Raw genomic sequence first — 18,634 nt, 5'->3', positions numbered from 1 at the left:
AACATATCGTCCACTGCACAGGAGGTGGACGTATGTCGGATCGTGACGAGCTCGAGCGTCAGCGCAGCGCCCCCGACGGCGTCGCTCCCTGGCGCGGACGCTCGCGGCTGCCGTTCTTCGGCGCCCGGCAGACCTCCCCGGCCGATGCGATCCTCGAGCCGCTCCTGCAGACCATCGCCGCGGTCAGCCCGCGCGAGGACCTGAGCCTCATCGAACGGGCCTACCAGGTCGCGGAGAAGGCGCATCGAGGACAGCTCCGCAAGAGCGGCGATCCGTACATCACCCATCCGGTCTCGGTGGCCACCATCCTCGCCGAGCTCGGCGCGCCGAAGGAGGTCATCGCCGCCGCGGTCCTCCACGACACGGTCGAAGACACCGAGTACTCGCTCGAGGACCTGCGCCGCGATTTCGGCGAGGAGATCGCCATCCTCGTCGACGGCGTCACCAAGCTCGACAAGATCACCTACGGCGAGGCCGCTCAGGCGGAGACGGTCCGCAAGATGATCGTGGCCATGAGCCGGGACGTACGCGTCCTGCTCATCAAGCTCGCCGACCGTCTCCACAACGCCCGCACCTGGAAGTACGTCGCCGCGTCCTCCGCGGAGCGCAAGGCCAAGGAGACCCTGGAGATCTATGCGCCGCTCGCGCACAGGCTGGGCCTGAACACGATGAAGTGGGAGCTCGAGGACCTCTCCTTCCAGGTCCTGTACCCGAAGGTGTACGAGGAGATCGTCTCCCTCGTCGCGCATCACGCCCCCGCCCGGGATCAGTACCTCTCCGCGGTCTCCACCCAGATCCAGACCGATCTGCGCAAGGCGCGTATCAAGGCGGACGTCACCGGCCGCCCCAAGCACTACTACTCGATCTACCAGAAGATGATCGTGCGGGGCCGCGACTTCGCCGACATCTACGATCTCGTCGGCATCCGCGTGCTGGTGGACACCGTCCGGGACTGCTACGCGGTGCTGGGCATCCTGCACGCCCGCTGGTCGCCGCTGCCGGGGCGGTTCAAGGACTACATCGCCCTGCCGAAGTTCAACCTGTACCAGTCGCTGCACACCACGGTCATCGGTCCCACCGGCAAGCCGGTCGAGGTGCAGATCCGCACCCGGGAGATGCATCGCCGCGCCGAGTACGGCGTCGCCGCCCACTGGAAGTACAAGGCCAAGGCCGGCCAGGTCGAGCCTGCGCGGGCCGGCAACCAGGAGATGGCCTGGCTCCGGCAGCTGATGGACTGGCAGAAGGACACGGCTGACTCCGGGGAGTTCCTGGACTCGCTCCGCTTCGAGATCTCCTCCCAGGAGGTCTACGTCTTCACCCCCAAGGGCGACGTGCTCGCCCTCCCGCAGGGGGCGACGCCGGTGGACTTCGCGTACTCGGTGCACACCGAGGTGGGCCATCGCACGATGGGCGCGCGCGTGAACGGCCGTCTGGTCTCGCTCGAGTCGCAGCTGAGCACCGGGGACGTCGTCGAGGTGTACACCTCGAAGGCCGTGGACGCGGGGCCGAGCCGCGACTGGCTCGCCTTCGTCAAGACGCCTCGGGCGCGCACCAAGATCCGCCAGTGGTTCACGAAGGAGCGGCGCGAGGAGGCGCTCGAGAAGGGCAAGGACGAGCTCTCCAAGGCGCTGCGCCGCCAGGATCTGCCGATGCGGCGCCTGCTCACGCATGACACGCTGCAGTCGGTCGCCTCCGACCTCCACCAGAAGGACGTCGACGGGCTCTACACGGCGATCGGCGAGGGGCATATGAGCGCCCAGCACGTCGTCGAGCGTCTGCGCGCCGTCTTCGGGGGACTCGAGGGCTCCGAGGAGGACGCCGCCGAGGTGACGCTTCCCTCCCGCGTCCTGCAGAAGCCGGGGCGTGCCCAGCAGCGGACGGCGGACACGGACCAGGGCGTGATCGTCGACGGCCAGAACGACGTCTGGGTCAAGCTCGCGAAGTGCTGCGCTCCGGTGCCGGGAGATCCGATCATCGGCTTCGTCACGCGCGGCGCGGGGATCAGCGTCCACCACCGCGACTGCACGAACGTCGTGACCCTCCAGGAGCAGCAGCCCGACCGCATCCAGCCCGTGCAGTGGTCGGGGCGCACCGGGGCCGTCTACCTGGTGCACGTGAAGATCGAGGCGCTGGACCGGCCGCGGCTGCTCACCGATCTCGCCCTGTCGATCGCGGAGCAGCACGTGAACCTGCAGTCCGCCTCGTGCCAGTCGCACAAGGACCGCCTCGCCACGGCGTACTTCTCCTTCGAGCTGGCCGATCCCTCGCACCTGCAGTCGGTGATCAACACCGTCCGGCGCGTCGAGGGGGTCTACGACGTCTACCGGGTCACGGCGGACGGGAAGCAGGTCGACTCGCAGGCGGCGCTCGCGGCGCACGGCTGAGCCCGGGCGGCGCCGCTCAGGGGGCCGGGACGCGCACCTCCCTCAGCAGCCGGCGCGCCCGACGGGTATGGGGCGCCCCGAAGAGCAGGTCGAGCCGCCGTGCCACCTCCTGCATCCCCAGATGCCCCGTCTCCAGGAGCTCCTCGACGATGCGGCAGGCGGTGTGCTCGGGGTGCATGCGCAGCAGGTCGGTCGCGATCCGTCCCGGCGCGGTGATCGGTGCGCCGCCGAGCACGACGACGTCGCCCGGACGGATCTCCGCCTGATGCACCTCGACCCCGGCGATGATCGTCCGATGCGAGGGGGAGATGAGCTCGAGCACCTCCGGAGGCCTCCCGCCCAGCAGCACCCAGGCGGCCGTCGCGCCGGCGATCACCTGGTGGCTGCGCAGATGCTCACCGACGGCGCAGCCCACGGCGATGGCGCGATCCACGCAGCTGCGGGCGTCGACGGCGGGGAGATAGCGTCCGGCGCGCATCGGCAGGAGCTCGCCGTCCAGCACGAGCGCCTGGGTCGCCGGGGTCTCGGGCCAGCCCTCGAGCTGCGGGGCCATCGCGGCGGCCAGGTCCGCGGCGTGCTGGGACCAGGCGACGCAGGGCGCTCCGGCCTGCGCCGCGGGGGAGCGGATCGTCCGGTGCAGGGCCTCGCGATCCACGACGCGCAGCGGGCCGGGAGCGACCGCTCGAGCGCGGTCCGGGGGAGGGATCATCCCCCGAGGATGGGCGAGAGCGCCGGGGACGGCAAGGCGCCCGTCCACGATTGTGGACGGGCGCCGTGGGGAGGAGGAGCGGGTCGGGGCGGAGCCCCTCAGCCGAGGTCGCGGGCCGACCGCTCGATCACCGCGAGCCATTCGCGGCGCGCCTCGAGGGCGGCCTCGGCCTCCGCGATCCTCTCCGGGTCACCGCCGGCGCGGGCCTTCTCCAGCGCCTCCTCGTAGCTCGCGATCGCGGCATAGAGCTGCGAGGACGCACCTTCGACGCGCGCCTTGGTGCGCGGATCCGTCCGGCGCCACTCGTCCTCCTCGGCCTTCTTGATGGACCGCTCGACCGCCCGCAGACCGTCCTCGATGCGATGCATGGCGCTGCGGGGGACCTTTCCCGCGGCCTCCCAGCGGTCCTGGACCGAGCGCAGGGCCTCCTTGGCGGCATCGAGGTCGTCGGTGACGGAGATGGCGCGGGCCTCCTCGAGGAGGGCCTCCTTGGCCTTCAGGTTCTCCTGCTGCTCCGCATCGGATGCGGCGAGGTCGGCGTTGCGGGCCTCGAAGAACCGATCCTGGGCGGCCTTGAAGCGCGCCCACTGCGCGTCGTCCTTCTTGCGATTGCCGCGCGGCGCGGCGCGCCATTCGTCCATCAGCTCGCGGTAGGCGCGCACCGTGGGACCCCAGTCGGTCGAGTCCTGCATCGCCTCGGCGCGCGTGATCAGCTCGCTCTTGACCCGCTCGGCCTCGGCATGCTGGCCGTCCAGCTGGGAGAAGAACTGCTTGCGCTTGCGGTCAAAGGCGCTGCGCGCCGCCGACAGCCGCTTCCACAGGGCGTCCTCGACGGAGCGCTCGAGGGAGACGGAGTCCTTCTGCATCTGCTTCCAGGTGCCGACCATCCCCCGCATCGTCTCGCCGGCGCTGCGCCAGGACATCTGCGCGGGATCGGTGGCCACGAGCGCCTCGATCCCCTCGACGAAGGCGGTGCGCTCGGCGGTCGCGGCCGCCCTGGCCTCGCCCCGCTCCGACTCGAGGGCCTGGATCTTCTCCTTCGCGCTCTCGCGCAGCGTCGCGGCGCGAGCGCGCAGAGCCGGGATGTCGCCGACGACCTTCGGCTCCTTGAGGTTCTTGCGCAGGTTCTCCAGCAGACGGTTCAGCTCGACCTGGGTATGGGAGGGCGCCTCGAGGGCATGCTCGACCTGGTCGAGGAAGACCGTGAGGTCGACATAGGCGCGTGCGAAGGGGTCCAGCGCCGCCCGGGCGTCGGTCTCCGTGCTCGTGCCGATCTCGCGGCGCTGCGTGCCGTCCTGGACGGTGACGGTGCCGTCCTCGCCCAGCTCGCCGAAAGCGCGGGCGGCCTCGAGCTGCGCCTCGTCGTACTCGGCGGCCGCGGGGGCCACCGCGGGCACGAGCGGGGCGGTGGGCTTGCGCCCGGCCAGCGCTGCCGGCGAGGGCGGCATGGGACGGGCAGTGGGCTTCGGGGCGGGGCTCTGGGACTCGCTCACGATGCGCTCCTTCGGGTCGTTCCGCTGCAGGGCGGGGCACTGTCGCCCCGGCAGGGGCGACGTCATGGATGCGGCGCAGGGGCCACAGGGAGGAACTCTACAGCGCCCGCCGCGAGCGGCTCATGTCCGCTCCGGGGACGGACGCGCGGTCCCCGCGGCCCGGCGCGTCCTCGATAATGGGGGAGACCGATGCCCCCTCACCCAGGAGCACCCCCGTGGCGAAGATCAGCGCCCTGTCCGGATTCCCCGAATGGCTCCCCGCCCAGCGGCGGGTCGAGCAGCACGTCATCGACGTGTTCCGGCATGTGGCGGAGCTGCATGGGTTCGCCGGCGTCGAGACCCGCGCCGTCGAGCCCATGTCGCAGCTGCTGCGCAAGGGAGAGACCGACAAGGAGGTCTACGTCCTGCGCCGCCTCCACGCGGAGGAGGGCGAGGACGCCGACCTGGACCGGACCCTCGGTCTGCACTTCGATCTGACGGTCCCGCTGGCCCGCTACGTGCTCGAGCACCAGAACGATCTCAGCTTCCCCTTCCGCCGCTACCAGATCCAGAAGGTGTGGCGCGGCGAGCGCCCCCAGGACGGCCGCTTCCGCGAGTTCTACCAGGCCGATCTCGACGTCATCGGCCAGGACTCGCTGCCCGGCCATGTCGAGGCGGAGGTCGCGGTCGTGATGGCGGAGATCCTCGCGCAGCTGCCCCTGCCGGGCTTCACGATCCACGTCAACAACCGCAAGCTGTCCGAGGGCTTCTTCCGCTCCGTCGGGATCCAGGACCACGAGGCCGTGCTGCGCGGGCTCGACAAGCTGCCGAAGATCGGACGCGAGGCTGTCCACGCGCTGCTGATGGACGAGGCGGGGGCGAGCGCCGCCCAGGCCGACGCATGTCTGGACTTCGCCGGGATCACGAGCGAGGACGGCTCCTTCGCCGACGCCGTGCGCGGGCTCGGCGGCAGCGGGGAGCTCATGGAGGAGGGGATCGCGGAGCTCACCGCCGTCCTCGCCCGCGTGCAGGCCTCTGTCCCCGGCGCGATCGTCGCGGACCTGTCGATCGCCCGCGGCCTCGACTACTACACCGGCACGGTGTTCGAGACCTTCATGACCGGTCACGTCTCCCTGGGCTCGATCTGCTCGGGCGGGCGCTACGATCGCCTGGCCGCCGACAACCGCCACACCTACCCCGGGGTGGGCCTGTCCATCGGCCTATCCCGCCTCGTGTCCCGGCTCATCAGCGCCGACCTCGCCGCCGCGAGCCGGCCCGTGCCCTCCGCGGTACTCGTCTCGGTCTCCTCCGAGGAGACCCGCGAGGACAGCGAGGCGGTGGCCCGTGCGCTGCGGGCCCGCGGCATCCCGACGGAGGTCGCGCCCACGGCGGCGAAGCTCGGCAAGCAGATCCGCGTCGCCGATCGGCGCGGCATCCCCTTCGTCTGGTTCCCCGCCCAGGAGGGGGCGGACCATGCGGTCCGCGACCTCCGCTCCGGCGAGCAGATCGAGGCCGACCCCGCGACGTGGGCCCCCGCACCCGAGGACCTCACGGCCCAGGTGACCCCTGTCGCGAGGTGAGGACGCCTCCTGCGCGTGACCTGTCTCACGCGCAGGAGCGGCGGGAATGGAACCGCGGGCGAGGACGTTGGGACGGGCATGGCTACCCTTACGCTGACCGCCGAGAACCATGACGAGACCGTCAAGGACGGCGTCGTCCTCATCGACTTCTGGGCCGGCTGGTGCGTGCCGTGCCAGCGCTTCGCCCCCATCTTCGAGCAGGCCTCGGAGGACCACGCGGACGTCACCTTCGCCAAGGTCGACACCGAGGACCAGCAGGAGCTGGCCGCGCGCTACCAGGTGACCTCGATCCCGACCCTGGTCGCCTACCGTGACGGCATCCCGGTGTTCTCGCAGGCCGGAGCGCTCCCGCAGGCCGCCCTCGAGGATCTGGTGGGACAGATCGAGAAGCTCGACATGGACGAGGTCCGCAAGGCCTACGCAGAGGCGCAGGCCCAGCAGGCGAACTCCTGACACCCACGGCCGCCAGGCACGGACAGCGGGCCCCGCACCATCCGGTGCGGGGCCCGCTGTCCGTCATCGTTCCGGCGGCCGTCCATCCGCCGCGGAGGACCGCTCAGTCGTGGCGGTGGCCGCGATGGTACGGGCGCGCGCCCTCGTCGCGCCCGCCGTGGAACGGCTTCCCGCCACGACGATCGCGCTTGGCGTCGTAGCGCGAGCGCTGGCCCTCGCCCGCTCCCGATCGGGGCCCCGAGGTCCGCGGGCCGCGGTCCTCGGAGATGCGCAGCGTGCGGCCCGCGATCTTCGCTCGGCCGACGCGGTCGAGCTGGTCGCCGCTCAGGGAGCCCCGCACCTGCACGAGGGAGAAGCTGCCGAAGATGTCGATCTTCCCGACATCCTTGCCGTTGAGCCCGCCCTCGCCGGTGATCGTGCCGACGATCGCCGGGGGCTTCGCCCCGTGGCTGTGCCCCACACCGATGCGATAGGTCGTGTACCCCTTCTCCGGGTGCCCGGGGGAGGGGCGCTCGCCCCGGTCGCGACGATCCCCGCGATCGTGACGATCCCCGCGGTCGCGGTCGCTCCCCTTCAGGGAGGCCCCGCGGAACTCCTCCTCCTCGGCGGCCTGCGGGCCGGAGTCGCCGACGCTCATCGCGCCGAGCACGGCGGCGAGGGTGCGCGCGTCCATCTCGGAGCTCTCGAGGAACTCGTCCACGAGGCTCAGGGCCAGGTCGAGGCGACCCGCCTCGGCGCGCGCGGGGACCTCGCCCAGCAGCTTGCGCAGACGGTGCCGGGACACGTCCCGCGGCGAGGGGATCTGGATCTCCTCGAGCTCCTGGCGGGTCGTCTTCTCGATCGCGCGCAGCTTGCGCCGCTCGTGCGGGGCGACGAAGGTGAGCGCCTCGCCGCTGCGGCCGGCGCGGCCCGTGCGGCCGATGCGGTGCACGTAGGCCTCCGGCTCGCCGGGCACGTCGAAGTTCACGACCAGCCCGATGCGGTCGACGTCGAGGCCGCGCGCGGCGACATCGGTCGCGACGAGCACCTGCAGGGATCCGTCGCGCAGGCGCTCGACGATCCGCTCGCGCTCCTTCTGCGGCACGTCGCCGCTGATGGTGGCGGCGACGAGCCCGCGGGAGATCAGCTCCGCGCCGACCTCCTCCGCGGCCGATCGGGTCCGGACGAAGACGATGGCGGCCTGCGCGTCGGAGGTCGCGAGGACCCGGGCGAGCGCGCCGGTCTTGTGACGGAACGGCACCACCGCGTAGCGCTGGGTCACCGAGGACACCGTCGAGGACTGCCGTGCGACGGTCACGCGGACCGGGTCGTTCATGTGCTCGGCCGCGACCTTCTGGATCGCCGGGGGCATCGTCGCGGAGAACAGCGCCGTCTGCTTGGTCGCCGGGGAGTGGGACAGGATCTCCTCGACGTCCTCGGCGAAGCCCATGCGGAGCATCTCGTCGGCCTCGTCCAGCACCGCGTAGCGGATGCCGTCCAGACGCAGGCTGCCGCGTCGGATGTGGTCCATGACGCGGCCGGGGGTTCCGACCACCACCTGGGCGCCGCGCGAGAGCGCGCGCTCCTGGGGGTGGTACGGGGAGCCGCCGTAGACGGGGACGACCTCGAGGCCCTCGCTCGCGGAGGCGAAGGAGCCGATGGCGTCGGCCACCTGCATCGCCAGCTCGCGGGTGGGGGCGAGGACGAGCGCCTGCACGGAGCGCTCGGAGGCGTCGACCGCGGCCAGCAGGGGAAGACCGAAGGCCGCCGTCTTGCCGGTCCCGGTCTGCGCGACGCCGATCACGTCACGACCGTCCAGGAGCGAGGGGATCGCCTGCGCCTGGATCGGCGAGGGGCGCTCGAAGCCGAGCGCGGCGACGGCCCGGCGCAGCGCCGGCGGCAGCTGCAGGTCGTCGAAGGTGGGGGCGGGGGCCTCGGAGCTCTCCGAGGGCCGGGGCGAATCGGTCATCTCGGGCTCGACGGGCATGGGGGCATGTTCAGACATCTCGTCCTCGGTCTGCGGGGGTGGACCCGCACTCGCGCAGGTCGGGACAGCTGCCAGTCTAGGCGGGGGGTGCTCATCCCGACAGGTCCGCGGCGGGTCAGATCGCTCACGCCGCGATAGGCTGACCAGGCCCGTGCCCTCCGCGAGCCCGGGCGGGAACACTCCGACTCGACGAAGGACATGTCTGTGCTGCGCACCCACACCGCCGGTGAGCTCCGTGAGGAGCACATCGGAGCGACCGTCACCCTCACCGGCTGGATCGGCCGCCGCCGCGATCACGGCGGCGTGACCTTCCTCGACCTGCGCGATGCGAGCGGCGTCGCCCAGATCGTCGTGCGCGAGGACGAGGCCATGCACCTGCGCAACGAGTACGTGCTCAAGGTGACCGGCTCCGTGGACCGCCGCCCCGCCGGCAACGAGAACCCGGCCCTGCCCACGGGGGCCGTCGAGGTGACGGCGACCGAGGTCGAGGTCCTCAACACCTCCGCCCCGCTGCCCTTCCAGCTGGACGCGCACACCGAGGTCGGCGAGGAGGCCCGTCTGCGCTACCGCTACCTCGACCTGCGTCGTCAGGGACCTGCGCAGGCCCTGCGTCTGCGCTCGCTGGCCAACAAGGCGGCGCGGGACGCGCTGCTCGAGGACGGCTTCGTCGAGATCGAGACCCCGACGCTCACCCGCTCCACGCCCGAGGGCGCCCGCGACTTCCTGGTCCCCGCGCGCCTGGCGCCCGGCTCCTGGTACGCGCTGCCCCAGTCCCCGCAGCTGTTCAAGCAGCTGCTCATGGTCGCCGGCATGGAGAAGTACTTCCAGCTGGCCCGCTGCTACCGCGACGAGGACTTCCGGGCGGACCGCCAGCCCGAGTTCACCCAGCTCGACATCGAGATGTCCTTCGTCGACCAGGAGGACGTGATCGCGCTCGGCGAGAAGATCGTCCGCGAGGTCTGGGCGACCGCGGGCCACGAGATCAGCACCCCCATCCCGCGGATCACCTATGCCGAGGCGATGCGCCGCTACGGCTCGGACAAGCCCGACCTCCGCTTCGACCTCGAGCTCACGGAGATGACCGAGTACTTCGCGGACACGCCGTTCCGCGTCTTCCAGGCCCCGTACGTCGGAGCCGTGGTGATGGCGGGCGGCGCCTCCCAGCCGCGCCGCGCCCTGGACGCCTGGCAGGAGTGGGCCAAGCAGCGCGGCGCCCGCGGCCTCGCGTACGTGCTGGTCCAGGAGGACGGCAGCCTCACCGGTCCGGTCTCCAAGAACATCTCCGAGCAGGAGAAGGCGGGCCTCGCGGAGAAGGTCGGTGCGAAGCCCGGGGACTGCGTCTTCTTCGCGGCGGGCGAGGCGAAGACCTCCCGCGCTCTGCTGGGCGCCGCCCGCGACGAGATCGCCGCGCGCCTGGGACTGATCGACGAGGACGCCTGGGCCTTCGTCTGGATCGTGGACGCGCCGATGTTCGAGCCGGCCGGCGACGCGGTCGCCGCCGGCGACGTGGCCGTCGGCTCCGGGGCCTGGACCGCGGTCCACCACGCGTTCACCTCGCCCAAGCCCGAGTTCCTGGACACCTTCGACAGCGATCCCGGCTCGGCGCTCGCCTACGCGTACGACATCGTCTGCAACGGCAACGAGATCGGCGGCGGCTCGATCCGTATCCATCAGCGGGCCGTGCAGGAGCGCGTGTTCTCGGTGATGGGGATCGACGAGGAGCAGGCCCGGGAGAAGTTCGGCTTCCTGCTGGACGCCTTCGCCTTCGGCGCCCCGCCGCACGGCGGCATCGCCTTCGGCTGGGATCGCGTCGTCTCGCTGCTGGCGAAGACCGACTCGATCCGCGACGTCATCGCCTTCCCGAAGTCCGGGGGCGGCTACGACCCGCTGACCCAGGCGCCCGCGCCCATCACCGCGCAGCAGCGCGCGGAGGCCGGGGTCGATGCGGAGCCCGAGCCCGCAGCAGGCGGTGCGGAGCCCGCAGCCGAGGCCTGATCCCGTACAGACGCGTGATGGGCGCCCCCCGAGGGGAGCGCCCATCACGCATCGGAGCTCGAAGATCCTCGGAAGGGGGACGGGAGCCGCAGCCCCGGCGTCCTCCTCCGACCTCGGGTCAGCGCGGCTGCTCCCCGTGCTTGATCTGCGCCCGCGGAAGACGCCAGCGACGGATCTGCAGGGCGCGCATGATGCCGTAGCCCACGAGGCCCTGCCCCACGCGGTCGAAGCGCTCGGTGAGCTCGCGGCGCAGATGGCGCCGGAGCAGGAAGCCGTCGATCACGCAGGCGAGGATGCCGGCCCACAGCACGACCAGCATCCCGGTGCTCACCACGCCGTACAGGGCCGGACGGATGAGCGGCAGCACGAGAGCGACCAGCATGAAGACCAGGGCGAAGGGGAAGAAGTACTCGGCGACATTGCGGCGGGAGTCGACCAGATCCCGGACCGTCCGCCGCTCGGGGCCCCGGTGCTGCGCGGGCATGTTCGCCTCGTCGCCGGTCATGAGCGCGTTCTGCGCCTTCGCCCGCTGCGCCGCGGCGCGCTCGCGGTCCCGGCGGCGCGCCTCCTTGCGATCCGTGACGACCAGGGGACGACGATTGGCCGCCTCGGCCTCGCGGCGGGTGCGCGTGGGGCGCCCCTTGGTGCCGGGCCGCGGCTCGGGCGCGTGATCGGGGGACGAGGGCTGATTGGAAGTCACCAGGGCATTCTAGGCAATCCCGCGGGAGGGACCCTCCATGTCCGCTCGCGCCCCGCTCGCCCGTGCCTGGTCCGCTCTCGAGCGCCGACGGGGATAGCGTGGTGCCATGTCCGATCCTGCTGACCGCGTCTCCGCTCCTTCCTGCCCGTCCGTCCCCGCACAGGACGTCTCGATCCTCCGCGAGCGTCTCGACGCCCTGCTCCCGACTGTGCTCGAGGACCTCGCGGACCTCGTCCGCATCCCGTCCATCGCCTTCCCCGGGCACGACCGCTCCCAGGTGCGGCGCAGCGCCGAGGCCGTCGCGGCGCTGCTGGAGGGGACGGGACTGCCCGAGGTGCGCATCACGAGCGTCGAGGACGGCGCGCCCGCGGTCATCGCCCGTCGCCCGGCGGCGCCGGGCATGCCCACGGTCCTCCTGTACGCCCACCACGACGTCCAGCCCACCGGCGACCCGGCCGCCTGGACGAGCGATCCCTTCGAGCCGACCGAGCGCGAGGGCCGCCTCTACGGCCGCGGCGCGGCCGATGACAAGGCCGGCGTCATGGCGCACGTCGCGGCCCTGCGCCTGGTCGGCGAGGAGCTCGCGACCATCGGCGTCGGTGTGACCGTGTTCGTGGAGGGGGAGGAGGAGGCCGGCTCCCCGACCTTCCGTCCCTTCATCGAGGCGCACCGCGAGGAGCTCGCCGCGGATCTGATCGTCGTGGCCGACAGCGCGAACTGGGCCGTCGGCGCACCGGCGCTGACCACGAGCCTGCGCGGTGTGGTCGACCTGACGGTGACCGTGCGCGTCCTCGAGCACGCCGTGCACTCGGGCATGTTCGGCGGGCCGGTGCTGGACGCCCTCACCCAGCTGGGGCGGCTCGTGGCGACCCTGCACGACGAGGACGGCTCGGTCGCGGTGCCCGGTCTCGTGCAGGCGCCTCCGCCCGAGGTCGACATGCCGGAGGCCGACTTCCGCCGGGACGCCGGGGTCCCGACCGGGCTCGAGCTCGCCGGAACCGGCTCGCTCACCGCGCGGCTGTGGACCAAGCCCGCGCTGTCCGTCATCGGGATCGACGCCCCCGACGTCCGCCAGGCCTCCAACACTCTGGTCCCCGCCGCCCGGGCGAAGCTCTCGCTGCGCATCGCACCCGGTCAGGACCCGGCGGCCGCGATGGACGCGCTCGTCGCCCACCTCGAGGCGCACACGCCGCGCGGAGCCCGTCTCGAGATCGCCCGCGGCGAGCAGGGCAAGCCCTTCCTCGCCCCCGCGGACACCCCGGGGATGCGGCTCGCCCGGGCGTCCTTCGCCGCCTCCTGGGGAGTGCCCCCGGTGGACACCGGCCTGGGCGGATCGATCCCCTTCATCGCCGATCTGCTGGAGGTCTTCCCGCGGGCCGATGTCCTGGTCACCGGGGTCGAGGATCCTGATTCCCGGGCCCACGGCGTCGACGAGTCCCTGCACCTGGGGGACTTCGCGCATGTGTGCCTGGCCGAGGCGCTCCTGCTGCGCGGGGCCGGGGAGCTGCGGGGCGCGGACGGGACGGACGGCGCATGAGCCCGCAGCCGGGCACGGACCCGCAGGACGAGCGGCCCGAGCCGGAAGCCGTGACCGTCTCCGTGCTCACGGTGCCGCTGCTCTTCCTGGGGCTCATCCTCGGCTTCCTCGCCGGATACTTCCTGCTGGGCTGGGGAGCGATCGCGGTCGGGGCCGCCGTCGTCGGGGCGCTCGTGCTGGCGCTGCGCGCACCCGGGCACCGCGAGGCCGCGGTCGCCGCGGTCCTCGGCACCGTCCTCGGCTACCTGGGCGTGATCCTGCTCGCGCTCTGGCGGGGCGAGCTGTGAGACGCGGCCCGGGGAGGGGGCGCATCGGGCGCGAGGACCGAGGTCCCTCCCCGCATCCAGCTCCCCGGGCGTACCCTGGAGACAACCGGCAGACCCGCTCAGGAGGATCGCATGACCACCACCGCTGACCCCGCGCAGACCGCGGCGCACGGCGTCACCCTCACCGAGGGCGCCGCGTCGAAGGTGTCCACTCTGCTCGAGCAGGAGGGGCGCGACGACCTCCGCCTGCGGATCGCTGTGCAGCCGGGCGGCTGCTCGGGCCTCATCTACCAGCTCTACTTCGACGAGCGCCTGCTGGACGGCGATGCCACCGTCGACTTCGACGGCGTCGAGGTCGTCGTGGACAAGATGAGCTCGCCCTATCTCATCGGCGCGGTCATCGACTTCTCCGACACGATCGAGAAGCAGGGGTTCACGATCGACAACCCCAACGCACAGAGCTCCTGCGCCTGCGGCGACTCCTTCGCCTGAGGCTCCGCAGGCCCCGTCCGAGGGACCCGCGACCGGCATCGGCCGGTCGCGGGTCCCTCGTCCTTCCAGGGCGGACGTCGACAAGGTCACAGCCGTGCCTCGACATGTCCGGGACGGCGGGTCCGTGCTGTGGCGGCGCTGAGAAGACCGTATGATGACGGTGTGTCGTAAGCGGAGCCGCTCCTGCGTCGCGCCCAACGGGCGGAGCGCCGGTGCGGACCTGCTCCAGCACGACGGCGGGATTCGTCCCGACGACTTCGAGTACCACCTCCGCCCCGCACCGGAATCGCCCCGCCCCAGGCGGCGAGCCCTCTCGGGGGACGGAGACGACGAGCGGAAGGTCATCTACGTGATCCCCCAGGCCACCCACCGTCCTCGGCGCCTCAGCCGGGTGACGACCGGTATTGCGCTAGCGGGCCTCGCCCTGACGGGCTGCACGGCTGAGCAGCGTCGCGGCTTCTTGCCCGGCGATTCGATCCAGGAAGTCACCAACCAGACAGGTCGCATCAAGGATCTGTGGGTGGGCTCCTGGGTGACGCTGCTCATCGTCGGTCTGATCGTGTGGGGGCTGACGATCTGGTGCGCGGTCGCCTACCGCCGCCGCAAGACGGATACCGGCTATCCGGTCCAGCTGCGCTATCACGTGCCGCTCGAGATGATCTTCACCCTCGTGCCGGTCGTCATGATCATGACGCTGTTCTACTTCACCGACCGCGACGCGCAGGCGATCGAGCATCACGACCCGAATCCGGACGTGACGATCAGCGCCGTCGCGAAGCAGTGGAGCTGGGACTTCAACTATGTGGACGAGAACGTCCACGAGCCGGCGGGGGTGCAGTCCTTCGAGACCGGCGTCCCCGGCGCGGAGGAGTCGCTTCCGGTGCTGTACGTGCCGGTGGGCAAGACCGTCGAGTTCCAGCTGGACTCGCGCGACGTCGTCCACTCGTTCTGGGTCACGGACTTCCTCTACAAGAAGGACATGTTCCCGGGGCACTCGAACAGCTTCCAGGTGACGCCCACGAAGGAGGGCTCCTACAAGGGCAAGTGCGCCGAGCTGTGCGGCGAGTACCACTCGGACATGCTCTTCGTGCTCAAGGTCGTCTCCCAGGAGGAGTACGACGCCCATATCCAGGACCTCCGCGATCAGGGCTACGAGGGCCAGCTGGGCATCGAGCTGAACCGCAACCAGGAGGACTGGGACATGCGTCCGGAACACCAGAAGTCCTATGACGAGCACTACGGCCGGACCGGAGAGCAGGGGGCAGAGAAGTGAGCACTCAGCAGGACGTCGCCGCCGGTACGGCGGGACGGTTCGCCCCCGAGCGCAGCACGAGCCTCGGCCGGAAGTTCTTCACGCTGCTGACCACGACCGACCATAAGATGATCGGCCTGCTGTACATGGGCATGGCGTTCTTCTTCTTCTGCTTCGGCGGCGTGCTCGCCCTGATGATCCGTGCGGAGCTGTGGGAGCCCGGCCTGCAGGTCGTGGTCTCCAAGGACCAGTACAACCAGCTGTTCACCATGCACGGCACGATCATGCTGCTCATGTTCGCGACGCCGCTGTTCAACGGCTTCGCCAACTACTTCGTCCCGCTGCAGATCGGCGCGGTCGACATGGCGTTCCCGCGGCTGAACATGTTCGCCTTCTGGCTGACCCTGTTCGGCTCGACCATGGCGGTCGCAGGCTTCCTCACCCCGCAGGGCGCGGCCTCCTTCGGCTGGTTCGCCTATGCGCCGCTGTCGGACACGACGTTCTCTCCGGGTCTCGGCGGCGACCTCTGGGTCTTCGGCCTGGGACTGTCGGGCTTCGGCACCATCCTCGGCTCGGTCAACTTCATCACGACCATCCTGTGCATGCGCATGCCCGGCATGACCATGTTCCGGATGCCGATCTTCACCTGGAACACGCTGGTGACCGGTCTGCTCGTGCTGATGGCCTTCCCGCCGCTGGCCTCGGCCCTGTTCGCCCTCGGCGCGGACCGGCGCTTCGGCGCACACATCTTCGACGCCGCGAACGGCGGTCCCGTCCTGTGGCAGCACCTGTTCTGGTTCTTCGGCCACCCCGAGGTGTACGTCATCGCCCTGCCGTTCTTCGGCATCGCCACCGAGATCATCCCGGTGTTCGCCCGCAAGCCCGTCTTCGGCTACAAGACCCTGGTCTTCGCGACGATCTCCATCGCTGCCCTGTCCGTGACCGTGTGGGCGCACCACATGTACACGACCGGCGCGATCATGCTCGAGTTCTTCAGCTTCATGACCATGCTCATCGCGGTGCCGACCGGCGTGAAGTTCTTCAACTGGGTGGGCACGATGTGGAGGGGGTCGCTGACCTTCGAGACGCCGATGCTCTTCACCCTCGGCTTCGTGACGACCTTCCTCTTCGGCGGTCTGACGGGCGTGATCCTCTCGAGCCCGGTGCTCGACTTCCACCTCTCCGACACCTACTTCGTGGTGGCGCACTTCCACTACGTGGTCTTCGGGACCGTCGCGTTCGAGATGTTCGCGGGCTTCTACTTCTGGTGGCCCAAGATGTTCGGCTACAAGCTCAGCGAGAAGATCGGCGTCGTGCACTTCTGGCTGCTGATGATCGGCTTCCACATGACCTTCCTGGTCCAGCACTGGCTGGGCGTCGAGGGCGCGCCGCGTCGCTACGTGAACTACCTCGCCGAGGACCAGTTCGACTGGATGAACCAGGTCTCCACGGTGGGTGCCTTCATCCTGGGCGCCTCGACGCTGCCGTTCATCCTGAACATCGTGCTCAGCCACCTGAAGGCGGAGCGGATCACCGTGGACGATCCGTGGGGCTACGGCGCCTCCCTCGAGTGGGCGACCTCCTGCCCGCCGCCGCGCCACAACTTCACCTCGCTGCCCCGCATCCGGTCCGAGCGTCCGGCCTTCGACCTGCACCATCCCGAGGTCGCGGCGGCGGATCACATGCTCGAGCCCGAGCTCGTCTCGGCGAACAGGAGTGCTCACTGATATGCGTACCTCATCGCGGATGTTCTGGATCCTCGCGCTCTTCTTCCTCATCGTCACCGTCGCCTACGGGCTGATCACCGGCTTCCGGTCCCCGACCGGCATCGAGATGGTCGGCTTCCCGGCCTTCATCATGGCGACGCTGCTCGCGGCTCTGCTGGCCCTGACCACGCAGATCACCGCGAAGAAGCATGCGGGCCAGCCCGAGGACAACGAGGACGGCGAGGTCTCCGACCAGGCCGGCGTCCAGGGCAGCTTCGCCCCGTACAGCTGGTGGCCGCTCTGGACGGCCCTGGGATGCGCCTTCGCGTTCCTCGGCGTCGCCGCCGGCTGGTGGATCCTGTACATCGGGCTCGTGCCCGTGATCGTCGGCGTCGTCGGCTGGGTCATGGAGTTCTCCCGCAAGGAGCACGCCCACTGAATGACGGCGAGCGGCGGCCCCGAAGGGTCGGCGCACCGCCACGATGAGCTCAGGGCCGGACACCATCATGGTGTCCGGCCCTGTGCGTTCTGCTACCGTCATGCTCACGCAGCACACCGGCGGCGGGCAGGCGGGCACAGGGGAGGGCGGCCATGATCGGACCGGTCAGTACTCCGGCGGAGCGCGCGGAGGCGGAGCTTTCCACGCTCTTCGGCGAGGAAGGAGGCGTCGACGGGGCCGTCGCATGGGCGTCCTCTGTGCTCGCCGCGGCTCCGCACGGCGCCTCACGCCGTCCTGCGTCGGCGTCCCGCCTGCTTCGCGCCGAGCGCCCTCGTCTGAGCCGGGTCGCCGCCCGATACCTCGTGGAACGGTCGCGGGGCGCCGGTCCCGCCGACGGGCGCAGAGGACGCGGTCTGCTCCTGCGATAAACCGGTGGCCCGTCCGCGGCAGGGACGGCACGATGGCATCATGATCGATCAGCAGAGGCTCTGGGACCACGAAGCGGCGCAGTCCTACGACACCCCGGGACAGGGCGTATTCGCGCCCGAGGTCCTCGAGCCGGCCGTCCGGACCCTCGCACGTCTCGCGGACGGCGGCAGCGCCGTCGAGTTCGCGATCGGCACCGGGCGCGTCGGCATCGCGCTGCATGAAGCGGGAGTGGGCGTCCGGGGGATCGAGCTCTCCCGCGCGATGCTCGAACGGCTGCGCGAGAAGATCGGGCCCGAAGAGCTGCCCGTCGTCGAAGGATCGATGACCACGGCCCTCGCCGGCATCGGACACACGCTCGTCTACCTCGTGTTCAACACGATCTCCAACCTCCTCACACAGGAGGAGCAGGTCCAGTGCTTCCGCAACGCGGCGCGGCACCTCGCGCCGGGAGGCCGCTTCGTGGTCGAGCTGTGGGTTCCGCAGCTGCGCGCGCTGGCGCCCGGGCACGGCGGAACCGTGGAGGCCTCCGAGGACGGGTACCTGCTCGTCGACACGATCGACATCCACAGCCAGCGGCTCACCTCGCATCACATCCGCTTCGATCCACGGGTCGACGGCAGTCGGGAGGCCCGTATCGGACGCACACCGCACCGCTACATCTGGCCCTCCGAGCTCGACCTCATGGGGCAGCTGGCCGGTTTCGAGCTCGAGCACCGCTGGGCGGACTGGGCCGGGGCGGAGTTCACGGCGGAGTCCCCGTCCCATGTCAGCGTCTACCGTCTGCTCCGGGATCCCGCTGCGGAGCGCTGAGCGCGGAGATGCGTGATCCGAGTTCGCATGGCGAGCTGCTCGCCCGCAGCGCACGATCGCCTGCAATGCGGTGTGATCGGTGAAACAGTGGATATCGGCTGTCAGGGCGACTGTGCGAGGGGGAGGCCCGACCTCTGGGTTCTGCGGCTCCGGAGTGCGTCCGCGGCGACGAGGCGGTCGTCCCGATCTGCGCAGGACATCGGCTCGCGCATTGCTCGAGACATCGGATGTATGGCAGGGTCGGGGAGGCCGCAGCCATCTTGCGGAAGCCCAGCACGGAGGAGTGCCATCATGCCGAACGGCGACCAGAACGTTTTTCAGACCGCGCCGGGCGATCCCGGGTGCCCGAGCTGCGAGGCGGGGTCGGGGTTGGTGTCGTTGTCCTCGGGTGTGGGGCGGCGGTCGTTCCTGGGGCGGTCTGCGCTGGTGGGCGCGGTCGCGGTC

General features: G+C 70.9%; 15 protein-coding genes. 11 read left to right on the top strand and 4 right to left on the bottom strand.

The annotated features are described in order from the left end of the window. Positions 1-32: 32 nt before the first annotated feature. The gene (locus ACFFF6_RS15590; RefSeq protein WP_376982384.1) at positions 33-2,384 is read left to right on the top strand and encodes a RelA/SpoT family protein; all 2,352 of its coding nucleotides are present in this window, start codon (positions 33-35) and stop codon (positions 2,382-2,384) included. Between the two features lie 16 nt (positions 2,385-2,400). On the opposite strand, the gene ACFFF6_RS15585 is transcribed toward ACFFF6_RS15590, so the two are convergent. Next, positions 2,401-3,093: a hypothetical protein gene (locus ACFFF6_RS15585; RefSeq protein ID WP_376982382.1), complete on the bottom strand. Its 693-nt coding sequence runs from the start codon at positions 3,091-3,093 to the stop codon at positions 2,401-2,403. 98 nt (positions 3,094-3,191) lie between these two features. Next, positions 3,192-4,586 carry a DUF349 domain-containing protein gene (locus ACFFF6_RS15580; RefSeq protein WP_376982380.1) on the bottom strand — a complete coding sequence of 465 codons (1,395 nt, stop codon included), beginning with the start codon at positions 4,584-4,586 and terminating at the stop codon, positions 3,192-3,194. 215 nt (positions 4,587-4,801) lie between these two features. Here ACFFF6_RS15580 and hisS point away from each other — a divergent pair, with 215 nt between their 5' ends. Together hisS and trxA are read left to right on the top strand one after the other, a co-directional pair. Then, positions 4,802-6,145, top strand: a complete 1,344-nt coding sequence (hisS, locus tag ACFFF6_RS15575) for a histidine--tRNA ligase (protein WP_376982378.1) — start codon at positions 4,802-4,804, stop codon at positions 6,143-6,145. A 78-nt stretch (positions 6,146-6,223) separates the two neighbouring features. After that, positions 6,224-6,598 carry a thioredoxin gene (gene trxA, locus ACFFF6_RS15570; protein ID WP_376982376.1) on the top strand — a complete coding sequence of 125 codons (375 nt, stop codon included), beginning with the start codon at positions 6,224-6,226 and terminating at the stop codon, positions 6,596-6,598. A gap of 103 nt (positions 6,599-6,701) precedes the next feature. Here trxA and ACFFF6_RS15565 read toward each other — a convergent pair whose 3' ends face one another. After that, positions 6,702-8,564 carry a DEAD/DEAH box helicase gene (locus ACFFF6_RS15565; protein ID WP_376982374.1) on the bottom strand — a complete coding sequence of 621 codons (1,863 nt, stop codon included), beginning with the start codon at positions 8,562-8,564 and terminating at the stop codon, positions 6,702-6,704. A gap of 204 nt (positions 8,565-8,768) precedes the next feature. Here ACFFF6_RS15565 and aspS point away from each other — a divergent pair, with 204 nt between their 5' ends. Continuing rightward, entirely contained in the window at positions 8,769-10,559 is a 1,791-nt protein-coding gene (gene aspS, locus ACFFF6_RS15560) for an aspartate--tRNA ligase (protein WP_376982372.1), read from the top strand. Between the two features lie 118 nt (positions 10,560-10,677). On the opposite strand, the gene ACFFF6_RS15555 is transcribed toward aspS, so the two are convergent. After that, positions 10,678-11,259, bottom strand: coding sequence for a DUF3043 domain-containing protein (locus tag ACFFF6_RS15555; protein WP_376982370.1), 582 nt, complete (start codon positions 11,257-11,259; stop codon positions 10,678-10,680). 106 nt (positions 11,260-11,365) lie between these two features. Here ACFFF6_RS15555 and ACFFF6_RS15550 point away from each other — a divergent pair, with 106 nt between their 5' ends. The 7 genes from ACFFF6_RS15550 (at position 11,366) to ACFFF6_RS15520 (ending at position 18,190) form a co-directional block, all read left to right on the top strand. Beyond that, positions 11,366-12,796 carry a dipeptidase gene (locus tag ACFFF6_RS15550; RefSeq protein ID WP_376982368.1) on the top strand — a complete coding sequence of 477 codons (1,431 nt, stop codon included), beginning with the start codon at positions 11,366-11,368 and terminating at the stop codon, positions 12,794-12,796. After that, the gene (locus tag ACFFF6_RS15545; protein ID WP_376982366.1) at positions 12,793-13,083 is read left to right on the top strand and encodes a hypothetical protein; all 291 of its coding nucleotides are present in this window, start codon (positions 12,793-12,795) and stop codon (positions 13,081-13,083) included. The genes ACFFF6_RS15550 and ACFFF6_RS15545 overlap by 4 nt, the downstream gene beginning before the upstream one ends. 111 nt (positions 13,084-13,194) lie before the next feature. Beyond that, on the top strand, positions 13,195-13,554 hold the full coding sequence (gene erpA / locus ACFFF6_RS15540) for an iron-sulfur cluster insertion protein ErpA (RefSeq protein WP_376982364.1): 360 nt from the start codon (positions 13,195-13,197) through the stop codon (positions 13,552-13,554). A gap of 349 nt (positions 13,555-13,903) precedes the next feature. After that, positions 13,904-14,827, top strand: coding sequence for an aa3-type cytochrome oxidase subunit II (ctaC, locus tag ACFFF6_RS15535; protein ID WP_376982457.1), 924 nt, complete (start codon positions 13,904-13,906; stop codon positions 14,825-14,827). After that, the gene (ctaD, locus tag ACFFF6_RS15530; RefSeq protein WP_446680633.1) at positions 14,824-16,533 is read left to right on the top strand and encodes an aa3-type cytochrome oxidase subunit I; all 1,710 of its coding nucleotides are present in this window, start codon (positions 14,824-14,826) and stop codon (positions 16,531-16,533) included. The genes ctaC and ctaD overlap by 4 nt, the downstream gene beginning before the upstream one ends. 1 nt (position 16,534) lies before the next feature. Beyond that, a complete protein-coding gene (locus ACFFF6_RS15525; RefSeq protein WP_376982362.1) occupies positions 16,535-16,951 on the top strand; it encodes a cytochrome c oxidase subunit 4 in 417 nt (138 codons plus the stop codon). Between the two features lie 468 nt (positions 16,952-17,419). Beyond that, on the top strand, positions 17,420-18,190 hold the full coding sequence (locus ACFFF6_RS15520; protein WP_376982360.1) for a methyltransferase domain-containing protein: 771 nt from the start codon (positions 17,420-17,422) through the stop codon (positions 18,188-18,190). Positions 18,191-18,634: the final 444 nt, after the last annotated feature.

It is taken from the genome of Brachybacterium hainanense, from assembly GCF_042434575.1.
Classification (GTDB): domain Bacteria; phylum Actinomycetota; class Actinomycetes; order Actinomycetales; family Dermabacteraceae; genus Brachybacterium; species Brachybacterium hainanense.
Note: the sequence above shows the minus strand (reverse complement) of the source record. Positions and strands in the feature narration are given on the sequence as shown.